Here is an 18,104-nt window from a genome sequence, read left to right on the forward strand (position 1 = left end):
TTCCATTCCAAACCAATTACAGGCAGTGCAGAGTTAATGCGACTTGATAAATTTATATCCCAGCAACTGGAAGTCAGCCGTGCCATCGCCGCGCGTGAGCTGCGTGCAAAGAAAGTCACCGTCGACGGTGAAGTGGTACGCGACGGCTCATTTAAACTGAGCCCTGAAAGCGAGGTTGAATATGATGGCAATCCGCTGCAGCAGCAGCTCGGTCCGCGCTATTTTATGCTGAACAAGCCGGTGGGTTATGTCTGCTCAACGGAAGATCCGGATCATCCTACAGTGCTGTTCTTCCTTGAGGAGCCCTCGGCCTACAAGCTTCATGCCGCCGGACGCCTGGATATCGACACCACCGGCCTGGTCCTGATGACCGATGACGGTCAGTGGTCACACCGCATCACCTCCCCGCGCCACCATTGTGAGAAAACCTATCTGGTGACGCTGGAATCGCCGCTCAGTGACGATACCGCGCAGCAATTTGCTGACGGGGTCCAACTGCATAATGAAAAAACACTGACTAAACCCGCGACGCTGGAGGTGATCGACCCGCACCAGGTTCGTCTGACGATCAGTGAAGGGCGCTATCACCAGGTCAAACGGATGTTTGCTGCGGTCGGCAATCACGTTGTCGGACTGCATCGTGAGCGTATCGGTGCCATTCAGCTCGATGCTGATATGGCGCCCGGTGACTACCGGCCGCTGACGGAAGAAGAAATTGCCAGCGTCGGACTGACGCGTTAGTTAAATTGGGTCGATCAAAGGGGCAGTGTGTGGCAAAAGATAAAAACTCGTCCATCGGGTTAGTGGTGATCCTCGGCCTGCTGGCCATGCTGATGCCGCTGTCGATCGATATGTATCTTCCTGCCTTACCGCAGATTGCACGTGAGTTCTCGGTATCGGCGGGCAGCGTACAGATGACGCTGAATGCCTATATCCTTGGCTTTGCGCTGGGCCAGTTAATTTACGGGCCGCTGGCGGACAGTTTTGGCCGCAAGCCGGTGATCGCGGCGGGAACGCTGATCTTTGCCATTGCGGCGGCTGCCTGTGCGCTGGCACAAACCATTGACCAACTGATCACGCTGCGTTTCCTGCACGGCCTGTCGGCCGCTGCGGGCAGTGTGGTGATCAGCGCCCTGATGCGTGACAGCTACTCGAGAGAGGAGTTTTCGCGGATGATGTCCTTTGTCATGCTGGTGACGACCATTGCGCCGCTGCTGGCGCCGATCGTTGGCGGCTGGATGCTGCTGATCTGGAGCTGGCACGCCATTTTCTGGACGATCTCAGCCGCCGCAGTGGTCACCACGCTGCTGGTCGTGACCCAGATAAAAGAGACGCTGCCAAAAGAGAAGCGGCAGCCCTTCAGCCTGCGAACCACGCTGCGCAACTTCCTGTCACTTTTCCGCCATAAACGGGTATTCAGCTATATGCTGGCAAGCGGATTTTCATTCGCCGGGCTGTTTTCATTCCTGAATGTCGGGCCATTTGTCTACATTGAGCTGAACCATATCTCGCCGCAGGATTTTGGCTATTATTTTGCGCTGAACGTGGTCTTCCTGTTCCTGATGACGCTGCTGAACAGCCGCTGCGTACGCCGTTTTGGCCCGCTGGTGATGTTCCGTTTTGGCCTGCTGATCCAGTTCTCAATGGGGGGCTGGCTGGTAGTGGTCAGCGCGCTTAACCTTGGCTTTTTACCGCTGGTGTTTGGCGTGGCGATGTTTATCGGCTGCGTGGCGATGGTCTCCTCCAACGCGATGGCGGTGATACTGGAAGAGTTTCCTCATATGGCCGGAACGGCATCCTCGCTGGCAGGGACGTTACGCTTTGGCGTCGGGGCGCTGGCAGGCGCGCTGTTGTCGACCTTTACTTTCACCAGCGCCTGGCCAATGGTGGGGGCGATCTTTATCTGCGCCACGGTTTCTATCCTGCTGTTTATCTACGCCTCACGCCCACGCCATACCCCGACCGCAGGTTGATTTCGTATCGGGACGATAGCGTATTATCGTCCCGCATCCGACAGTACGACTTGTCCTGCACCGCCCTCTCATGTTGCCTTTTTGTAAAAACCTTCCCTGAAAAAAGTAACAACATCGGTTTAAAAACGATTGTTATCAGATGATGAACGCGGTAAAAGTATCGAATAAATGGGATCTTGCTCCCAAAAAAAGGCCGGAGACGTGTTTTATTTCGTCACCCGGTAACTGTGTTCAGGGTAAATAGTGCCAGTTATTAATAGCTTGAACGGCTGGCAAGAAATGATGATTTACCTTGTGAATTATTTGTGAAAATATTGTTTAAAAATCGCTCTGGGGAACCCTGTTGAATACGCTACAACATTCGGTGGTACATCGTTTGCCGCAACGCTATCGCTGGTGCGCCAGTCCACGTGGGCAGGTGATCGAAGCGCAGGCGCTGAACGGACTACATAATGAAGATGATCTGATCGGGCTTCGGCTGCTGAGTCACGATGGTGCCTGTGCCTGGGAGATCATGCAAAAAATTGAAGCTGCGCTGGCTGAAATTCAACTGGCCTGTACCGTCGTGGAATGGGAAGGGGAACCCTGCCTGTTTGTGCATCGCGACGATGAGTCCGCCACCACCTGCCGCCTGAAAAGCTTCGGGGTGGGGATTGCCGAACCTTTTCTCATTGACCGCCGTGCCTGAACCACTGACGATCAGGCCAGGGCCAGCAGCTGCTGTGTATAACTCTGCTGCGGGGCGCTGAAGACGGCTTCACACCCACCCTGTTCCACCACCTCTCCCTGACGCAGCACCACTACCTGATGGCACAGCGAACGTACCACGCGCAGATCGTGGCTGATAAAAATGTAGGCCAGACGGTGCTGCTGCTGAAGTTTTTTCAGCAGGGCGAGGATCTGCTTCTGCACCGACCGGTCAAGGGAAGAGGTCGGCTCATCAAGAATGATCAGCTGTGGCTGCAGGATCAGCGCGCGGGCAATCGCGATGCGCTGGCGCTGTCCGCCGGAGAACTCTGACGGATAACGCTGACGCGTATCAGGATCCAGACCCACCTCCTGCATGGCGGTGATCACCCGTGCTTCGCGTTCGGCTGCGTTCAGCTCAGGGTGATGTACCTGCAGGCCTTCGGCGATGATCTGTAATACGTTCAGCCGGGGATTCAGGGACGAGTTGGGATCCTGAAATACGACCTGGATCTGACGGCGCACCGGCAGCATTTCCCGGCGATTCCAACGGTGCAGCGGCTGCTGGTTAAACCAGATTTCCCCCTCCGAGTGCAGCAGGCGCAGCAGGGCCAGCCCGGTCGTACTTTTACCGGAGCCTGACTCGCCCACCAGGCCGAGGCTTTCGCCCGGACGCAGGGTAAAACTGAGGGATTTGAGCGCGTGATGATAGCCTACCGTGCGTCTCATCAACCCCTGTTTAATCGGGAACGCAACGGCCAGGTTTTCCACGCGCAATAGCGGCTCTGCGTGTGCATCGGCCGGGTCAGGCTGGCCTTCGGGTTCGGCATTCAATAACTGCTGTGTATAGGCGTGCTGCGGGGTGCTGAACAGCTGGCGTGTGCTGTTGTGTTCAACCGCCTGACCCTGACGCATTACGGTGACGTTATCCGCCAGGCGCTGGACAATATTCAGGTTGTGCGTAATAAACAGCAGCCCCATATTGAGCTCCTGCTTCAGCTCTTTCAGCAGCGTGAGGATTTGCGCCTGTACGGTGACATCCAGCGCGGTGGTGGGTTCATCTGCGATCAGCAGTTCGGGCTGGGTCAGCAGCGCCATCGCAATCATCACGCGCTGGCGTTCACCGCCGGAAAGCTGATGTGGGAAATCGTTCAGGCGGCTGGCTGGCTGACGGATGCCGACGCGGTCAAGACAGGTCAGCATTTCGGCCCGCGCCGCCTCACGGCGCATTCCGCGATGCAGCGACAGCACCTCGTACAGCTGTTTTTCAATGTTATGCAGCGGGTTAAGCGATACCATCGGCTCCTGGAAGATCATCGCGATGCGATTCCCCCGCAGTCCGCGCAGCGTGCGCTCATCGGCACGCAGCACGCTTTGTCCGTCAAAGAGAATATCACCCTGCGGATAGACCACCGGCGGGGTGGGCAGCAGGCGCATGACTGACAGCGCGGTGACGCTTTTCCCTGAGCCGGACTCACCCACCAACGCCAGCGTCTCGCCGGCGTCGACGGAGAGTGACAGCCCGTCAACCACCTGCCGTTCTTCACCGCCCTGGCGAAAAGCGATACTGAGATCCTGAATGGTTAGCAGTGCCATATCAATACACCTTGCTCGGGTCAAAGGCGTCGCGTACCGCTTCACCGATAAAGATTAACAGCGACAGCAGGATCGCCAGTGAGAAAAAGGCGGTGAGGCCAAGCCACGGCGCCTGCAGGTTATTTTTGCCCTGTAACAGCAGTTCGCCCAGCGAAGGCGAGCCCAGCGGCAGGCCAAAACCGAGAAAATCCAGTGAGGTCAGGGTCGTGATCGATCCGCAGAGAATAAAGGGCAGATAAGTGAGAGTCGCCACCATAGCGTTTGGCAGCATATGCCGTGACATGATGCGCCAGTCGCTGACACCCATCGCCTGCGCAGCACGGATATAGTCAAAGTTACGGGTGCGCAGGAACTCTGCGCGCACCACGCCCACCAGTCCCATCCAGCCAAAGAGCACGGTAATGCCCAGCAGCCACCAGAACCCCGGCTGTATCACGCTGGAGAGCAGGATAATCAGAAACAGGGTGGGCATCCCGGACCAGACTTCAATAAAACGCTGCCCCCACAGATCGACCCGGCCACCGAAGTAACCCTGCACGGCACCGGCAAAAATGCCTATCACGCTGGAAGCTACTGTCAGCATCAGCCCAAACAGCAGAGAAATACGCGTGCCATACAGAATGCGTGACAGCACGTCGCCGCCGTTAGCATCCGTTCCTAACCAGTTTTGCGCTGACGGTGGCGAAGGGAAGGGCACCGTGCTGGCAAAATTAATCGTATCATCACCAAAGCGGATCGGGGCCCAGAGTGCCCAGCCACTTTGGTCCAGGCGGGATTTAAGCCACGGGTCCTGGTAGTCGGCCGGGGTCGCCAGCGGGCCACCGAAATCGCTCTCCTGATAATTTACCAGCAGCGGGAAGTAGGTGCGGTCCTGGTAATGCACGATGAGCGGCTTATCATTGGCCAGCAGCTCTGCGCCCAGGCAGAGAATAAACAGCACAGCGAAGATCCACAGTGACCAGTAGCCCCGGCGGTTATGGCGAAAGCGCGCCCAGCGTGCCTGATTAATGGGGTTTAAACGGCTCATGAGCGCCCCTCAAAATCAATGCGCGGATCAACCAGCGTATAGGTAATATCGCTGAGAATATTCAGCAACAGCCCAATCAGCGTAAAAATATACAGCGTGCCGAACATGACCGGGTAGTCACGCTGAATAGTAGCATCGTAGCCCAGTAAGCCCAGGCCGTTGAGGGAGAACATCACTTCGATCAACAGTGAACCGGTGAAGAACATACTGATAAAGGTCGCCGGGAACCCGGCAATGACTAACAGCATGGCATTTCGGAAAACATGGCGGTAGAGGATTTTTTTCTCGTCCAGCCCCTTGGCACGGGCGGTCACTACGTACTGTTTGCGGATCTCATCCATAAAGGAGTTCTTCGTCAGCATGGTGAGGGTGGCGAAGCCGCCGATGACCGTCGCCAGCACCGGCAGGCAGATGTGCCAGAGATAATCGGTCACTTTGCCATACCACGGCAGGGTATCAAACTGTGGGGAAACCAGTCCGCGCAGCGGGAACCAGTCGAAGTAGCTGCCTCCGGCAAAGACCACAATCAATATAATACCGAACAGGAAGGACGGGATGGCATAGCCGATGATGATCAGCGTGCTGCTCCAGATATCAAAGGCGCTGCCGTTGCGTACTGCTTTTTTAATCCCTAGCGGGATCGACACCAGGTAGATAATGAGTGTGCTCCATAACCCGAGCGTCACCGAGACCGGCAGGCTCTCTTTGATCAGCTGGATCACCGAACTGCTGCGGAACAAACTGTCGCCAAAATCAAAGCGCACGTAGTTCCACAGCATGGTGAAATAACGCTCATGCAGCGGTTTGTCAAAGCCGTAACGACGGGTGATTTCTGCGATCACTTCCGGATCAAGGCCGCGTGAACCACGATACTCTCCCTCCCCCGGGGATGCATTGAGGGCGCTGCGGCCGTGGGCCGATCCTTCCCCGGCAGCACCCGGCATGCCGGTGGTCTGGCCGAATTCAATATTGGCAATCGCCTGATCCACCGGGCCGCCCGGCGCAATCTGCACGATAAAAAAATTGATGGTGATAATCGCCCACAGCGTGGGGACGATCAGCAGTAAACGACGAAGTAAATAAGCACCCACAGTCTGACTCCTTAGCGACGTTGCGCCGGCAACTGTGCGGCTTTGTTAACATCGTACCACCAGTTATCGAAACCCTGCGCATAGGTTGGACGCGTCGTTGGCATCGAAAACTTATTCCAGTAGGCATAACGGTCGTTGGCGGTGTACCACATCGGTATCATGTAATAGTTCCACAGCAGGACGCGATCCAGTACCCGACCCAGCGTCAGCAGCGCCGGGGCATCGCCCTGATGCTGGTTAATGCGGGCGATCAGATCGTCAATCAGCGGGCTGCTGACGCCTGGCGTGTTATAGCTGGAATCCATATAGGCGGTCGCCCAGTAAAACTGCAGGCCGGTATCCGGGGTCGGGAAAGCGGAGTAAACGGTTGGCAGCATATCAAAGTCACGCTTGCGCAGGCGTGCCAGATACTGCGAACTGTCCACCTGGCGTACCTTCATGGTGATCCCGACGCGGGAAAGATTATGCTGGAAAGGCAGCACCCACTGGTCATTACCGCCGCTGCGCAGCAGCAGTTCAAACGCAAAAGGCCTGCCGGTTTTGACGTTCACCAGTTGCTGGTTTTTCAGCTCCCAGCCCGCCTGCTTCAGCAGTGACAGTGCCTGGAGTAATTTGGGGCGGTCGTAGCCGGAACCGTCAGAGGTTGGTGGCTGATAGATCTGATCGATCACCTCTGGTGGATACTGCCCCTTCAGCGGACCGAGTATCTCCAGTTCTTTGGCATCCGGGTAGTGACGTGCCGCGTAATCTGTATTCTGGAAATAGCTGTCCACGCGCTTGTAGGCATTATAAAACAGCGCTTTGTTCATCCATTCAAAATCAAACAGCAGCGAGAGGGCTTCCCGTACCCGCCGGTCGGCAAACTGAGGTTTCTGCGTATTAAACGCCAGCCACTGGGTATTGGTTGCTACGGTGTTGGGCACCTCTTCTTTGCGGATATAACCCCGATCGAAGTTAGTGCCGTTGTACTGCGTGGCCCACTTTTTCGCCGCCCCTTCGGTGCGGAAATCAAACGCACCGGCTTTGAATGCCTCAAATGCCACATTATCGTCCAGATAATAGTCGTAGCGGATGGTATCGAAGTTATAGCGGCCTTTATTGACCGGCAGATCTGCCGCCCAGTAGTTTTTTACCCGGGAATAGGTGATCGACTGGCCCACTTTATAGGCGCTGATCCGATAGGGGCCGCTGGATAACGGTGGCGCGGGCAGCGGTTCTCCCAGTTTATGATCCTTCCAGTATTTTTCCGGAAATACCGGAGAGGCGAGCAGAGACAGCATCTTATCGCGGTCGCTTTTCGGCAGATCAAAGCGGACAGTAAAGCGTGACAGGGCTTTTGCCGTCACGCCTTTATAAAACACGCGATACTGCGGTACGCCCTGGGTCATAAACAGGTTGAATGTAAAGGCAGCATCCGCAGCGGTAATGGGTGAACCATCCTGAAAACGCGCCCGCGGATTGATGGTCACTTCCACCCAGCGGTAATCATCGGGATAGCGGGCAAACTCCGCAATCAGTGGATACAGGCTGCCCACTTCATCATCGGAAGAGGTAAACAGGCGGTCATAGAGTGATTCTGTTCCCACCCCTGGGCTGCCGCGCATCGCAAAGCGATTAAAATTATCAAAGGTGCCTATTGCCGACAGTGTCACACTGCCGCCTTTCGGTGCGGCAGGATTGGCATAATCAAAATGGGTAAACCCACCGGCATACTTCGCCACACCAAGCTGGGCGAAGCTGTCACTTTGATTGATTTTCTCAGCCTGGACGCAGGCCGTATACAGGCTGAAGATGACTAAGGCAATACCACGCATAATCATGGTTCAACAGACTCCCACCGGAAACACATTGGTTAATTTCGCCAGCCTGGCAGTAAAACCACGATGACACAATGATATTAAAAGGTTTTCCCCCGTTCAAACCCGTATGTTGCTCAGGGCCGGCGCGTGTTGCTGCCGATAGTAGCCGATAAGCTGTGGGACGGTACAGGGGGGGCTGAACAGGTAGCCCTGCAGGTGCGTCACGCCACGGTTAATTAACCACAATGCCTGCTCTGCGGTTTCGACGCCCTCTGCCACCGTCTTCAGGTTGAGTTTTTTCGCCAGCGCCAGCACGGCATCCAGTACGGGGGTGTTGACCGTTTCCATGCCGATACTCTGCACAAAGCCGCGGTCAATTTTAAGGTAATCAAACTGGAATTTCTCAAGGTAGATTAACGCGCTGTGGCCGGTGCCAAAGTCATCAATGGCGATACGGATATTCTGCTGACGGATCCAGTCAAATATTTTATCAGCGTTATTATCATTGACCATCGCACTTTCTGTGATTTCAAAAACATATTCAAAATGCCCGGTTGGCATCTTGGCTATCCAGTCCAGCACATCCTGGCAGAAACTGGGGTGTGCAAGATGATGAGAGGACAAATTGACGCCCATCCGCGTCCCGACGGGGGCGACTTTGCACAAACGATGGGCATCCTGAGCCACCAGTGTAAACAGATGCCGGGTCAGGGGCACAATCAGATTCTGGCCTTCGGCGTAGCGGATAAATGAATCCGGTGGAATACGCCCTTCCGTCGGGTGTGTCCAGCGTAAAAGCGCCTCCAGACCGTAAGGTTTTCCACTGGCTGTTTCGATGACAGGCTGATATTCCACATGAAACTCCCCGCGCTTAATGCCCAGCATAATCTCTTTGCCCGCTCTCAGCCGCAGCGTAAACATCAGGAAACATCCGCAGGTAATCAGCATTCCCATCAACAGCCCCGACAAAAGAATGAGATGGATATCACGCTGCGGCAGGGCTTCTCCGTAGAGATTCAGCGTCAGGGGATATCCCGGGATCGCGATGGTACGCAAGGCATGCCCAGGCAGTGCGCTGCGTTTGATCACGCGCTCATTCCAGGTGGTCATCGCACTCTCTCCGGCCACTATCGCTATGCCGCTAATTTGCTGATCGCGGGAGGCCAGTAAAAGATAAGGCGTGAGGTTGATATTGAGGGTAGTGAAAACGCCGCTGCCCGGATAAGCAGGATTTTTCAGCCATAAAACGATGGCGGGTTTGCCACGCATCATTGGCGTCCCGGGGATCAGCCGGATATCTGTAGTGTTGCTGACCTCGGTGAGGGGGGATATCTGTTGGACATCCATTTGCATAGGGCCGGTGGCAGATGAGCAAAAAGCACGGCGGTTATTGACTAACAATATCGCCCGCACGTTGGGCGCAAAGGCTGAACGCTGCGTGAGATCGTTGCGCACCTGTTCACAGGAGGAGTGGATATTTGCCTGAAGGGGTTGCAGGGTCGTACGCAGATCCGAGAAGACGCTGGCCACATAACGCTGCGTATAGCTGGCGAGGCGGTCATGCTCTGCAGAGCGGCGGTTCCAGGTCAGCGTCAGCATAATGATGAGAAACAGCAGAAAAAAAATAAAACCGATGGTCGCACTGAGAATTACTATCTTACGCGGCTGAGTCACCTGCCGCCTGACGGGGGTAGATAGTGGCATTCGGTTATTTCTCCCGTATTCGCCGATTTTATTATTGTTGATAACGAGCAAATTTCTTCTGGCGTCAGCCAGTGAGAATATAACGGGGGAGGGGAGTCTGTCTCTATCTTATTGTTGATAATCAATCCCTCAACTGGGCAGGTGAGAGGTGGGGAATAAAAGGCAAAAAAAACGCTGCCATAAGCAGCGTTTTTTATCTCGTGTTCGCAGACTTCAAGGGAATGAGGTCAGCTCTGCGTTCGGCTCAGTACCCGACGAGCGTCGCGATAACGGTTTTTCCAGTAAGATTCATTCAGGTTCGAAATCATCACACCGCTGCTCGTAGAGGCATGAACGAAGTTGTCATTACCGATATAAATACCGACATGACGACCCGTGGAACCTGCACGGAACAACACCAGATCACCGGGGCGCAGTTTCGCGCGCTGGATACTTTTTCCGGTATCTTCCTGCTCGTAGGTTGAGCGCGGAAGATCCATACCAAACTGTTCACGGAATGTGGTCTGGACAAACGCAGAGCAATCGATGCCACGTTTGCTGGTACCGCCAAGGCGGTAACGTACCCCTTTCCAGTCCGCATACTGGTCCATCAGGCGGGATTTAATATCCACATTCTGAACCATCTGTTCGAATTCATCCTGAGACGCTTGAAGTAAAAAACCATTCTGATTTTTAACTGCATGAGTATCAGTTTGTACATTGTGTCCGCTGTTCGAACTACAGGCTGACAACAGTGTCGCGAGCGCGACGGCGGGAAGAACCCGCAAGATATATCTCAGTATAGGTTGAGACTTGACCATTATTTTTGTGATCCCTTGAAGTCCTTAACGACGAAGTCGTTAGCAGAATTGCGAAACGAGACGAGATTAATTAGTGCCGGAGGGTAAGACAATTCGGAAAACGTTAAAATGTGTAATTGAGCACAATTTAAAATGTAACTTACCGAAATACTTTAGCCATTTCGCCTAATCGAAGACGAGGTTACCCCATTACATAGCCCATGGCGAGGGCTTTTAAGCACTTTTTTGTCGGTTTTTGTGATATGAAATCATTAAGTAACGAATTGATTACATTATCGTCAATTATCAGCTGATCCGTTTGTGCTTAAGGCCAACTTTGCTGCGACATGCCGTGGGTCAAGTGAAAATCAGAATAATCTCACTGGACAGGCGTGGGTTTCAGGGGTTTGCGCTGAGGGAAAGGGGGGAGGTGGCAGAACGAATCTCCCTGTTTTGCCGCCAGAAGTCTTCTCTGACGGCAGGGTGACGGTCGCCCTATTCTTTTCCGCGCGTACGGAGAAATACGGGTTTATTTAACCGGTTTGTATTTTCCCGGAAGATTACGATACAGCCAGTTCACCAGATAATCACTGGCGGGTGTCAGTAACCACCAGCTCATACCTACCAGCACAATGGAAAGGGAACCCACCGCAATATCGGTAAACCAGTGTGCCCCAATCATTACGCGCGGCAGGGCAAAGACCAGCACAATTATGACTGCCAGGGCAAAGGCGCGACGGGTGAAATAACGCAGCATAAAGCAGGCGAATATCATCAGCATCATACCGTGATCACCGGGGAAACTGTCCGCGGAAGAGTCCTTAGTCGGAATGCCGGTGAGCTGTGTCACATGATTGACATCCGGGAAGAACTTTGTCGGACTGGCGTGAGATACCGGGATCTGATGACCAAGCTGATTCAGACACACTGCGGTAATTAACATGGTGATGCCAATGGCAAACATGCGGCGACGGCCCTGAGGTGTCTCCTGACGCCAGAAGTGCAGATACAGGGCGCCCATCGCCAGGAGGGATACGGCATCAAACGCGCGGAAGTTGGTGATCGCCACCAGCCACAGCAATGCCTGGTTCGTTACCAGACGCTGGTTGAACCAGTAAAAAATAGTTTTATCCAGCGTGAACCACTGCCCGTGATCCACTGGCAGGTACCAGGAGAAAAACAGCGCCAGGCCGAGAGCATTCAGCAACAGAATAAGCAGCAATCGTTTAATATTCATATCAGAATTAAGGTTTTTTTAAGAAAGTTCGCGCGTAGAGTATGCCTGATATTATAAACGAAGATTCAACAGAGCCGTTTGTAAAATATTCCAGTTTGCCTGCTCATCGTGGATCAGCTCGATCCGGCTGTCAGGCGGTGCTGATGGCCGCGTTTCAATATGAAAATCTGCCCCCTGGCGATTAATGCTCACCAGCCCTTCGGCAATACGCAGTACGCCTTTCACCCGTGACACCGGAGCCTGCCTCGCCCACTCCAGCAGACCAATGGTATCAAAGACGGTATCACTGTCGAAAATCCAGCCGCAGGCGTAGTAGCCCTGACCCTGATTGAGTGCCCGTCGCCAGCGTGCACTGTCGTTCAGCTTCAGGGCTGCCAGGCCATGCTGAGACGGCGAGTGATGGTGCGACGGTGCAGGCAGCACCGCCTGATGGGTCCGTGGCAGGTCAAGCAGCGCCGGATCAATCTGACCGTGAGTGGTGACGATCAGCTGGCGCGACGGCGATGATTGCTGATGCCAGCTCTGCAGGGCTTCCCGGTCAGCCTCTGCCCAGCGGTCCTGCTTATTGGCAATAATAATGTCGGCAGCGGCCAGCTGGTCGCGAAAGTTTTCATTCCGGATGACCCGTTCATCCGCCAGCTGTCGTGGATCCAGCAGGCACAGCGTGGCGCGGAGGTCTATCCAGGGTTGATAAACTGCAGCAGACAGCATATCGAGGATCTGTTTAGGATGCCCGAGCCCGGTAGGTTCAATCAGCAGGCGGTCTGGTTTAGCCTGCTTCAGCAAGGTATTCAGCCCGACCTGCATCGGCAGACCATTTACGCAGCACATGCAGCCGCCAGGGATCTCCTTCAGTACCGCGCCCGTCTCTGCCAGCAGGGCGCCGTCTATGCCAATTTCACCAAACTCGTTGACCAGTATGGCCCACCGTTCGCCTGCAGGTTTAGTCGCCAGCAGATGGCGCAGGGTCGTGGTTTTGCCGCTCCCGAGGAAGCCGGTGATCAGATTGACGCGGGTCATGTGCACTCCTGAGTAAAACTTTAATGATATTTACTGTTCTTCAGCGCTATTTGTTTTCATCACGAGATGGCGCGTTGTTGACTAAGGTAAGGGGGAGTAATAACACAACAGAGTACGAGGTAAAAAATGCACAGCATTCTTGCGGCCGCTGCCGTGATGCTTTTTGCCTCATGGACGAGCAATGCATTGGCAGGGAATAGTCAGGAAGCAGCAAATTCGGGCACTATTCTTTTTACGGGCAGCATTGTTGAATCCCCCTGTCAATCTGAAATCAATCAGAGATCTGTTCAGGTCGCCTGCCTGCGCGATGGGCAGACACAGGCGATAACACTGGCGCTAAACACCCGCGCTTCACAGCCTATGCCTTATAATATCGGCCATAGCCAACTTCAGTGGCTGGATGCTGAACACCGGCTGGGCATACTCACGATGGAGTATCGTTAATTGTTATAATATAACATTAAGGGCGGTCAGCTGACAGCCCCTTTTTGCAAGTTTCTAGTCGGCGCGGCTCATGTAGCGACGCTCAGGGATATGAATGCGGATTTTATCGCCATTACTGAGGTACTCAGGCACCTGAACAATCAGACCTGTCGCCATTTTTGCCGGTTTGGTTCGTGCACTGGCTGAAGCGCCTTTAATGCCCGGCGTTGTTTCAACAATTTCCATATCCACCGTCTGCGGCAGCTCCAGCGCCAGGATCTGGCCATCCATTGTCAGTACCTGAATGCCAGGAATACCGCCTTCCGGCAGGAACAGCAGCTCATCTTCAATCTGCTCCTGCTTGAAGTTATAAGGCGTATAGTCTTCGTCATCCATAAACACATATTCATCCCCGTCAATATAGGAGAAGGTGACCTGACGGCGACTGAGAGAAATGGTGTCGATGATGTCATCGCCTTTAAAGCGCTCTTCCACTTTCATTCCGCTGCGGATATCGGTGAAACGCATTTTATACAGTGTGGAGGCCCCGCGTGCGCTCGGGCTTTGAACATCAATATCTTTCACTAACAGCAGCTTGCCGTTAAAACTCACGGCCATGCCTTTTTTGATTTCGTTAGCTCTTGGCATAAAACAGATCTCGTATGAATAAGGAGGGGAAAATTATCGCGACACGTTACTCGCGCCTGCGTCACCAGGCAAGATGGCCCGGAGAAAATATCTGCCTGGCGGAATGCGCAGCAGACGTTGGCCGCAAGGGCGCCGTCATAAAACAAGCATAGTATTCGTACCGGCAGGCTGCTATTGTCGCGCTTTCCCTTCGGAGGTCAGTCATGGAGTGTCGCGCCGCCTGTGGTGCCTGCTGTACGGCCCCTTCCATTTCATCGCCGATTCCCGGGCATCCGAATGGAAAACCAGCGAATACGCCCTGCGTGCAACTCGACGCGCAGATGCGCTGCAAAATCTTCGGTTCGCCGCTGCGACCCGCAGTCTGTGCAAGTTTACAGCCTGAGGCCGAAATGTGCGGACACAGTCGCGCCCAGTCGCTGGTCTATTTACTGAATCTGGAAGCGCAGACTGCGCCCTGATTCAGGCGGCAGTAGCCGTTTCTGCCACCTCCGGCTCCGGCACCCGTAACAGACAGAGCAGGGACGCCGCCATCATCACCACGGCAAACCAGAAAACGGCATGGAAACTCCATACCTCTGCCACCATCCCGGCCAGCGAACCGCCAACAATCCACCCCATACGGGTTGAGTTGGTGAACAGCGTGGTAGCAGCGCCGGCCTGACCTGGCATCATATCCTGGAAATAGATCATGCCGATGGCCGCCACTACCCCGATAAACATCGCATTCAGACCCTGAAGCAGCAGCATTGCCGTTTGTCCATTGAACAGCAGCGTGCCGCTGTAAAACAGGAATCCGCAGAAAGCCGCGCCGCACATTAACCGCCGCTTACCGCAGCGCCTGGCAAAATAACCGGCCAGCAGCATCACCGGGATCTCCAGTCCGGCGGCTAACCCCATCATCAGGCCCGCCAGTTTTTCCGGCAGATGCAGTTCATTCACCACATACAGCGGCATCGTGATCAGATACAGGCCGTTGCTTGACCACATCAGAGTACAGGCAATAAACAGCATCAGCGTGGCACGTCGGTGACGGCGCGGCGCCTGTAAAGGCTGGCTCAGGATCACCGTGGTTTTACGCATCGAAGGCAGCAGATAACGCACGATAACGGCACAGAGCACAAAGGCGATAGCGGCGCAAAGGTACATGGTGCGAAAGCCGTAGCCCAGCGCGAGGGCAAAGGCCAGCGGTGGGCCGACCATCCACGCCAGCGAGATCTGGGCGCGCATTATCGAGCTGAACATCACATTCTCCCGCCCGGTCTTATCGGAGTGCTCACGCGCCAGCGCAAACATCTGCGATGTGGCGCTACTGCCAAAGCTGGAGAGCAGAACGCCGACGAACAGCAGGATAAAATAGTTGCGGTTCCAGGCAAAAAGCAGAGAGGCCATGGCACCCAGCAGGCAGCAGTAGAGGATCAGCGTTTTACGGTCACCACGGCGATCGGAGTAGCGCGCCAGCAGCTGGCTGACGACGATGCCAATCACGGCGCTGAGGGTGAAGAACAGGCCGACCATAAACGGGCGCACCTGCACTTCCGTACTCAGGAACAGGCTGAGCGTCGGGGTTTGCAGCGCCCCCGCCAGCCCGGAAATAAACGCCACGATGAGAAAGGCCAGTGACTGGCTGTCGGGCAGGGTGCGTGCGGGCGCAGCGGGAAGTGACATGTTTTCATTGGCCTGAAGAAGGAAAAAACGGCGAGATCTTACGCCGTATTGCAAAAAGCGGAAATGCTTTTTCAAAGGGAGACGAAGCAAATCTTAGATTGCGCACTTTTTGCACCCTTTACACCGCACAGCGCCGGTCAGCACCCCGTCAGCTTTTCCTCTTTCCGCCACGCTTTTTTCTGAAAAGAAAGGATGAAATGTGCGGGACGTCAAAAATCTGCTACGCCGTTCACAGTAAAACTTGCAACAAATCTACGAAAGGCACCACACTCATTGAAACGTTTCAGCGTTGTCTCGTCAGCTTGTTAGTCCCGGGATGGCGCTTTTTTTCTCAAATTAGCTGAAACGATTCAAATTCAGCAGCGAGGAGAACCATGTTCCAGTTAGAACTCAATGCCATCAAGCCTGGAGCCCAGGCTGGCGACAAACACGATGCAATTCGTCAGGTGGCCGCCGCGCTCACCGCCGCCGGTAACGTTGGCGAAGGCTATGTCGACGGGATGCTCGCGCGTGAGCAGCAGACCTCCACCTACCTTGGCAATGGCATTGCCATTCCACACGGCACCACCGATACCCGCGATCTGGTGTTAAAAACCGGCGTGCAGGTCTTCCAGTTCCCGCAGGGCATTGCCTGGGGTGAAGATCAGACCGCGTATGTGGTGATCGGCATCGCAGCGAAGTCAGACGAGCATCTGGCGCTGTTGCGTCAGCTGACGCACGTGTTGAGCGATGACAGCGTGGCCGCGCAGTTGCGTACCACCGACTCTGCTGAAACCCTGCGCAGCATCCTGATGGGAGAAAAGCTGGCGGCAGAATTCAAATTTGATACCTCGCTGATCAGCACCGACGTCGCTGCCAGCGACCTGATGACGCTGCAGGCCCTGAACGCCGGACGTCTGCAGCAGGCGGGTGCGGTAGACGCGTCATTTGTCAGCGATGTGATTGCCGGAAAACCCCTGAACCTCGGGCAGGGTATCTGGCTCAGTGACAGCACGAACGGCAACCTTGCCAGCGCGGTGGCCATCAGCCGTGCGGCGGCACCATTCAGTGTTAACGGTGAAACGGCGTCCATGCTGATCACCGTGTCTGTTACCGACGATCAGCCGCTGCACGTGCTGAACTATTTAAGCGATCTGCTGATTAAGCAGAAAGCCGACCGCCTGCTGAGTGCGGATGCAGCCGGTATCCTGGCGCTGCTGACCAGTGAAGTTTCCGAGCAGGCTGATGTCCTGACCGAAGAGTTTACTATCCGCAATGAACATGGCTTACATGCCCGTCCGGGTACGGCGCTGGTCAGCGTGATTAAACAGTTTAACTGTGATGTGACCGTCACCAACCTTGATGGCAGCGGAAAACCGGCAAACGGTCGCAGCCTGATGAAAGTGGTCGCTCTGGGCGTGAAAAAAGGCCATCGTCTGCGCTTCACCGCCAGCGGTGAAGATGCCCGTGCGGCGCTGGATGCCGTTGGAGAAGCGATCGCTGCCGGTCTGGGCGAGGGTGCGTCATGAGCAGACGTGTCGCCACCATTACCCTGAATCCGGCTTACGACCTGGTGGGGTATACCCCGGAAATTGAACACGGCGAAGTTAACCTGGTGAAAACCACCGGGCTGCACGCGGCGGGAAAAGGCATCAACGTTGCCAAGGTACTGAAAGACCTGGGCATTGATGTCACCGTCGGTGGCTTCCTTGGCAAAGAGAACCAGGACGGCTTCCAGCACCTGTTCAGCGAACTGGGCATTGCTAACCGCTTCCAGGTCGTTGAGGGACGTACCCGTATCAACGTTAAACTCACCGAGAAAGACGGCGATGTGACCGATCTTAACTTCTCTGGTTTTGACGTGACCGCGCAGGACTGGGACCGCTTTACCGCCGACTCGCTGACCTGGCTGGGCCAGTTTGATATGGTCTGCGTCAGCGGCAGTCTGCCGGCGGGCGTGGATCCGGATGCCTTCACCGAGTGGATGACGCAGCTGCGTACCCACTGTCCGTGCATTATTTTCGACAGCAGCCGTGAGGCGCTGGTCGCGGGCCTGAAGGCCGCGCCGTGGCTGGTGAAACCTAACCGCCGTGAGCTGGAAATCTGGGCGGGCCGCAAATTACCGACATTACAAGATGTGATTGAAGCAGCACATGCGCTGCGTGAGCAGGGTATCGCTCACGTGGTGATCTCTCTTGGTGCCGAAGGGGCGCTGTGGGTGAATGCTTCAGGCGAATGGATTGCAAAACCACCTGCCTGTGAAGTTGTAAGCACCGTGGGTGCTGGCGATTCGATGGTCGGCGGGCTGATTTACGGCCTGCTGATGCGTGAATCCAGCGAGCACACGCTGCGCCTTGCAACTGCTGTTGCGGCCATGGCCGTCAGCCAGAGCAATGTGGGTGTTACCGATCGTACCCAGTTGGCCGCAATGATGGCGCGTGTCGACCTACAACCTTTCATTAACTAACAGCAGGAG

General features: G+C 55.0%; 17 protein-coding genes. 7 read left to right on the plus strand and 10 right to left on the minus strand.

All coding sequences use genetic code 11. The features are described from left to right. The first annotated feature begins 36 nt into the window (after positions 1–36). The 3 genes from rsuA (at position 37) to K6L24_RS07080 (ending at position 2,661) form a co-directional block, all read left to right on the plus strand. Complete coding sequence (rsuA, locus tag K6L24_RS07070) at positions 37–741, plus strand: 16S rRNA pseudouridine(516) synthase RsuA (RefSeq protein ID WP_062742905.1); 705 nt, start codon at positions 37–39, stop codon at positions 739–741. Between the two features lie 29 nt (positions 742–770). After that, positions 771–1,973 (plus strand): Bcr/CflA family multidrug efflux MFS transporter, encoded by a 1,203-nt coding sequence (locus K6L24_RS07075; protein WP_222682101.1) that lies wholly within the window; start codon positions 771–773, stop codon positions 1,971–1,973. Positions 1,974–2,313: 340 nt separating this feature from the next. Continuing rightward, positions 2,314–2,661 carry a YejG family protein gene (locus tag K6L24_RS07080; RefSeq protein ID WP_084344124.1) on the plus strand — a complete coding sequence of 116 codons (348 nt, stop codon included), beginning with the start codon at positions 2,314–2,316 and terminating at the stop codon, positions 2,659–2,661. Positions 2,662–2,672: 11 nt separating this feature from the next. Here K6L24_RS07080 and yejF read toward each other — a convergent pair whose 3' ends face one another. The 8 genes from yejF to K6L24_RS07120 form a co-directional block, all read right to left on the minus strand. Continuing rightward, on the minus strand, positions 2,673–4,256 hold the full coding sequence (yejF, locus tag K6L24_RS07085; RefSeq protein ID WP_062742902.1) for a microcin C ABC transporter ATP-binding protein YejF: 1,584 nt from the start codon (positions 4,254–4,256) through the stop codon (positions 2,673–2,675). A 1-nt stretch (position 4,257) separates the two neighbouring features. Next, positions 4,258–5,283 (minus strand): microcin C ABC transporter permease, encoded by a 1,026-nt coding sequence (locus tag K6L24_RS07090; protein WP_222682102.1) that lies wholly within the window; start codon positions 5,281–5,283, stop codon positions 4,258–4,260. Continuing rightward, entirely contained in the window at positions 5,280–6,374 is a 1,095-nt protein-coding gene (locus tag K6L24_RS07095; protein WP_062742900.1) for a microcin C ABC transporter permease YejB, read from the minus strand. The genes K6L24_RS07090 and K6L24_RS07095 overlap by 4 nt, the downstream gene beginning before the upstream one ends. 11 nt (positions 6,375–6,385) lie before the next feature. After that, complete coding sequence (locus K6L24_RS07100; RefSeq protein WP_062742899.1) at positions 6,386–8,194, minus strand: extracellular solute-binding protein; 1,809 nt, start codon at positions 8,192–8,194, stop codon at positions 6,386–6,388. 96 nt (positions 8,195–8,290) lie between these two features. Continuing rightward, positions 8,291–9,877 carry a cyclic di-GMP phosphodiesterase gene (locus K6L24_RS07105; RefSeq protein ID WP_062742898.1) on the minus strand — a complete coding sequence of 529 codons (1,587 nt, stop codon included), beginning with the start codon at positions 9,875–9,877 and terminating at the stop codon, positions 8,291–8,293. A 227-nt stretch (positions 9,878–10,104) separates the two neighbouring features. Beyond that, positions 10,105–10,677, minus strand: coding sequence for a bifunctional murein DD-endopeptidase/murein LD-carboxypeptidase (gene mepS / locus K6L24_RS07110; protein ID WP_062742897.1), 573 nt, complete (start codon positions 10,675–10,677; stop codon positions 10,105–10,107). A 508-nt stretch (positions 10,678–11,185) separates the two neighbouring features. Next, a complete protein-coding gene (locus K6L24_RS07115; protein ID WP_222682103.1) occupies positions 11,186–11,893 on the minus strand; it encodes a phosphatase PAP2 family protein in 708 nt (235 codons plus the stop codon). A gap of 51 nt (positions 11,894–11,944) precedes the next feature. After that, positions 11,945–12,913, minus strand: coding sequence for a CobW family GTP-binding protein (locus K6L24_RS07120; RefSeq protein WP_062742895.1), 969 nt, complete (start codon positions 12,911–12,913; stop codon positions 11,945–11,947). Positions 12,914–13,039: 126 nt separating this feature from the next. On the opposite strand from K6L24_RS07120, the gene K6L24_RS07125 reads away from it, so the two are divergent. After that, the gene (locus K6L24_RS07125; RefSeq protein ID WP_062742894.1) at positions 13,040–13,357 is read left to right on the plus strand and encodes a type 1 fimbrial protein; all 318 of its coding nucleotides are present in this window, start codon (positions 13,040–13,042) and stop codon (positions 13,355–13,357) included. Positions 13,358–13,411: 54 nt separating this feature from the next. Here K6L24_RS07125 and yeiP read toward each other — a convergent pair whose 3' ends face one another. Further along, positions 13,412–13,984: an elongation factor P-like protein YeiP gene (gene yeiP, locus K6L24_RS07130; RefSeq protein WP_062742893.1), complete on the minus strand. Its 573-nt coding sequence runs from the start codon at positions 13,982–13,984 to the stop codon at positions 13,412–13,414. A 203-nt stretch (positions 13,985–14,187) separates the two neighbouring features. On the opposite strand from yeiP, the gene K6L24_RS07135 reads away from it, so the two are divergent. Then, positions 14,188–14,442, plus strand: a complete 255-nt coding sequence (locus tag K6L24_RS07135) for a YkgJ family cysteine cluster protein (protein WP_062742892.1) — start codon at positions 14,188–14,190, stop codon at positions 14,440–14,442. A gap of 1 nt (position 14,443) precedes the next feature. On the opposite strand, the gene K6L24_RS07140 is transcribed toward K6L24_RS07135, so the two are convergent. After that, entirely contained in the window at positions 14,444–15,649 is a 1,206-nt protein-coding gene (locus K6L24_RS07140) for a sugar efflux transporter (RefSeq protein ID WP_062742891.1), read from the minus strand. Between the two features lie 374 nt (positions 15,650–16,023). Here K6L24_RS07140 and fruB point away from each other — a divergent pair, with 374 nt between their 5' ends. Continuing rightward, positions 16,024–17,157 carry a fused PTS fructose transporter subunit IIA/HPr protein gene (gene fruB / locus K6L24_RS07145; protein ID WP_062742890.1) on the plus strand — a complete coding sequence of 378 codons (1,134 nt, stop codon included), beginning with the start codon at positions 16,024–16,026 and terminating at the stop codon, positions 17,155–17,157. Further along, complete coding sequence (gene fruK / locus K6L24_RS07150) at positions 17,154–18,095, plus strand: 1-phosphofructokinase (protein ID WP_062742889.1); 942 nt, start codon at positions 17,154–17,156, stop codon at positions 18,093–18,095. Before fruB ends, fruK begins: the two co-directional genes overlap by 4 nt. Positions 18,096–18,104: the final 9 nt, after the last annotated feature.

Source organism: Erwinia persicina (genome assembly GCF_019844095.1).
Lineage (GTDB): Bacteria > Pseudomonadota > Gammaproteobacteria > Enterobacterales > Enterobacteriaceae > Erwinia > Erwinia persicina.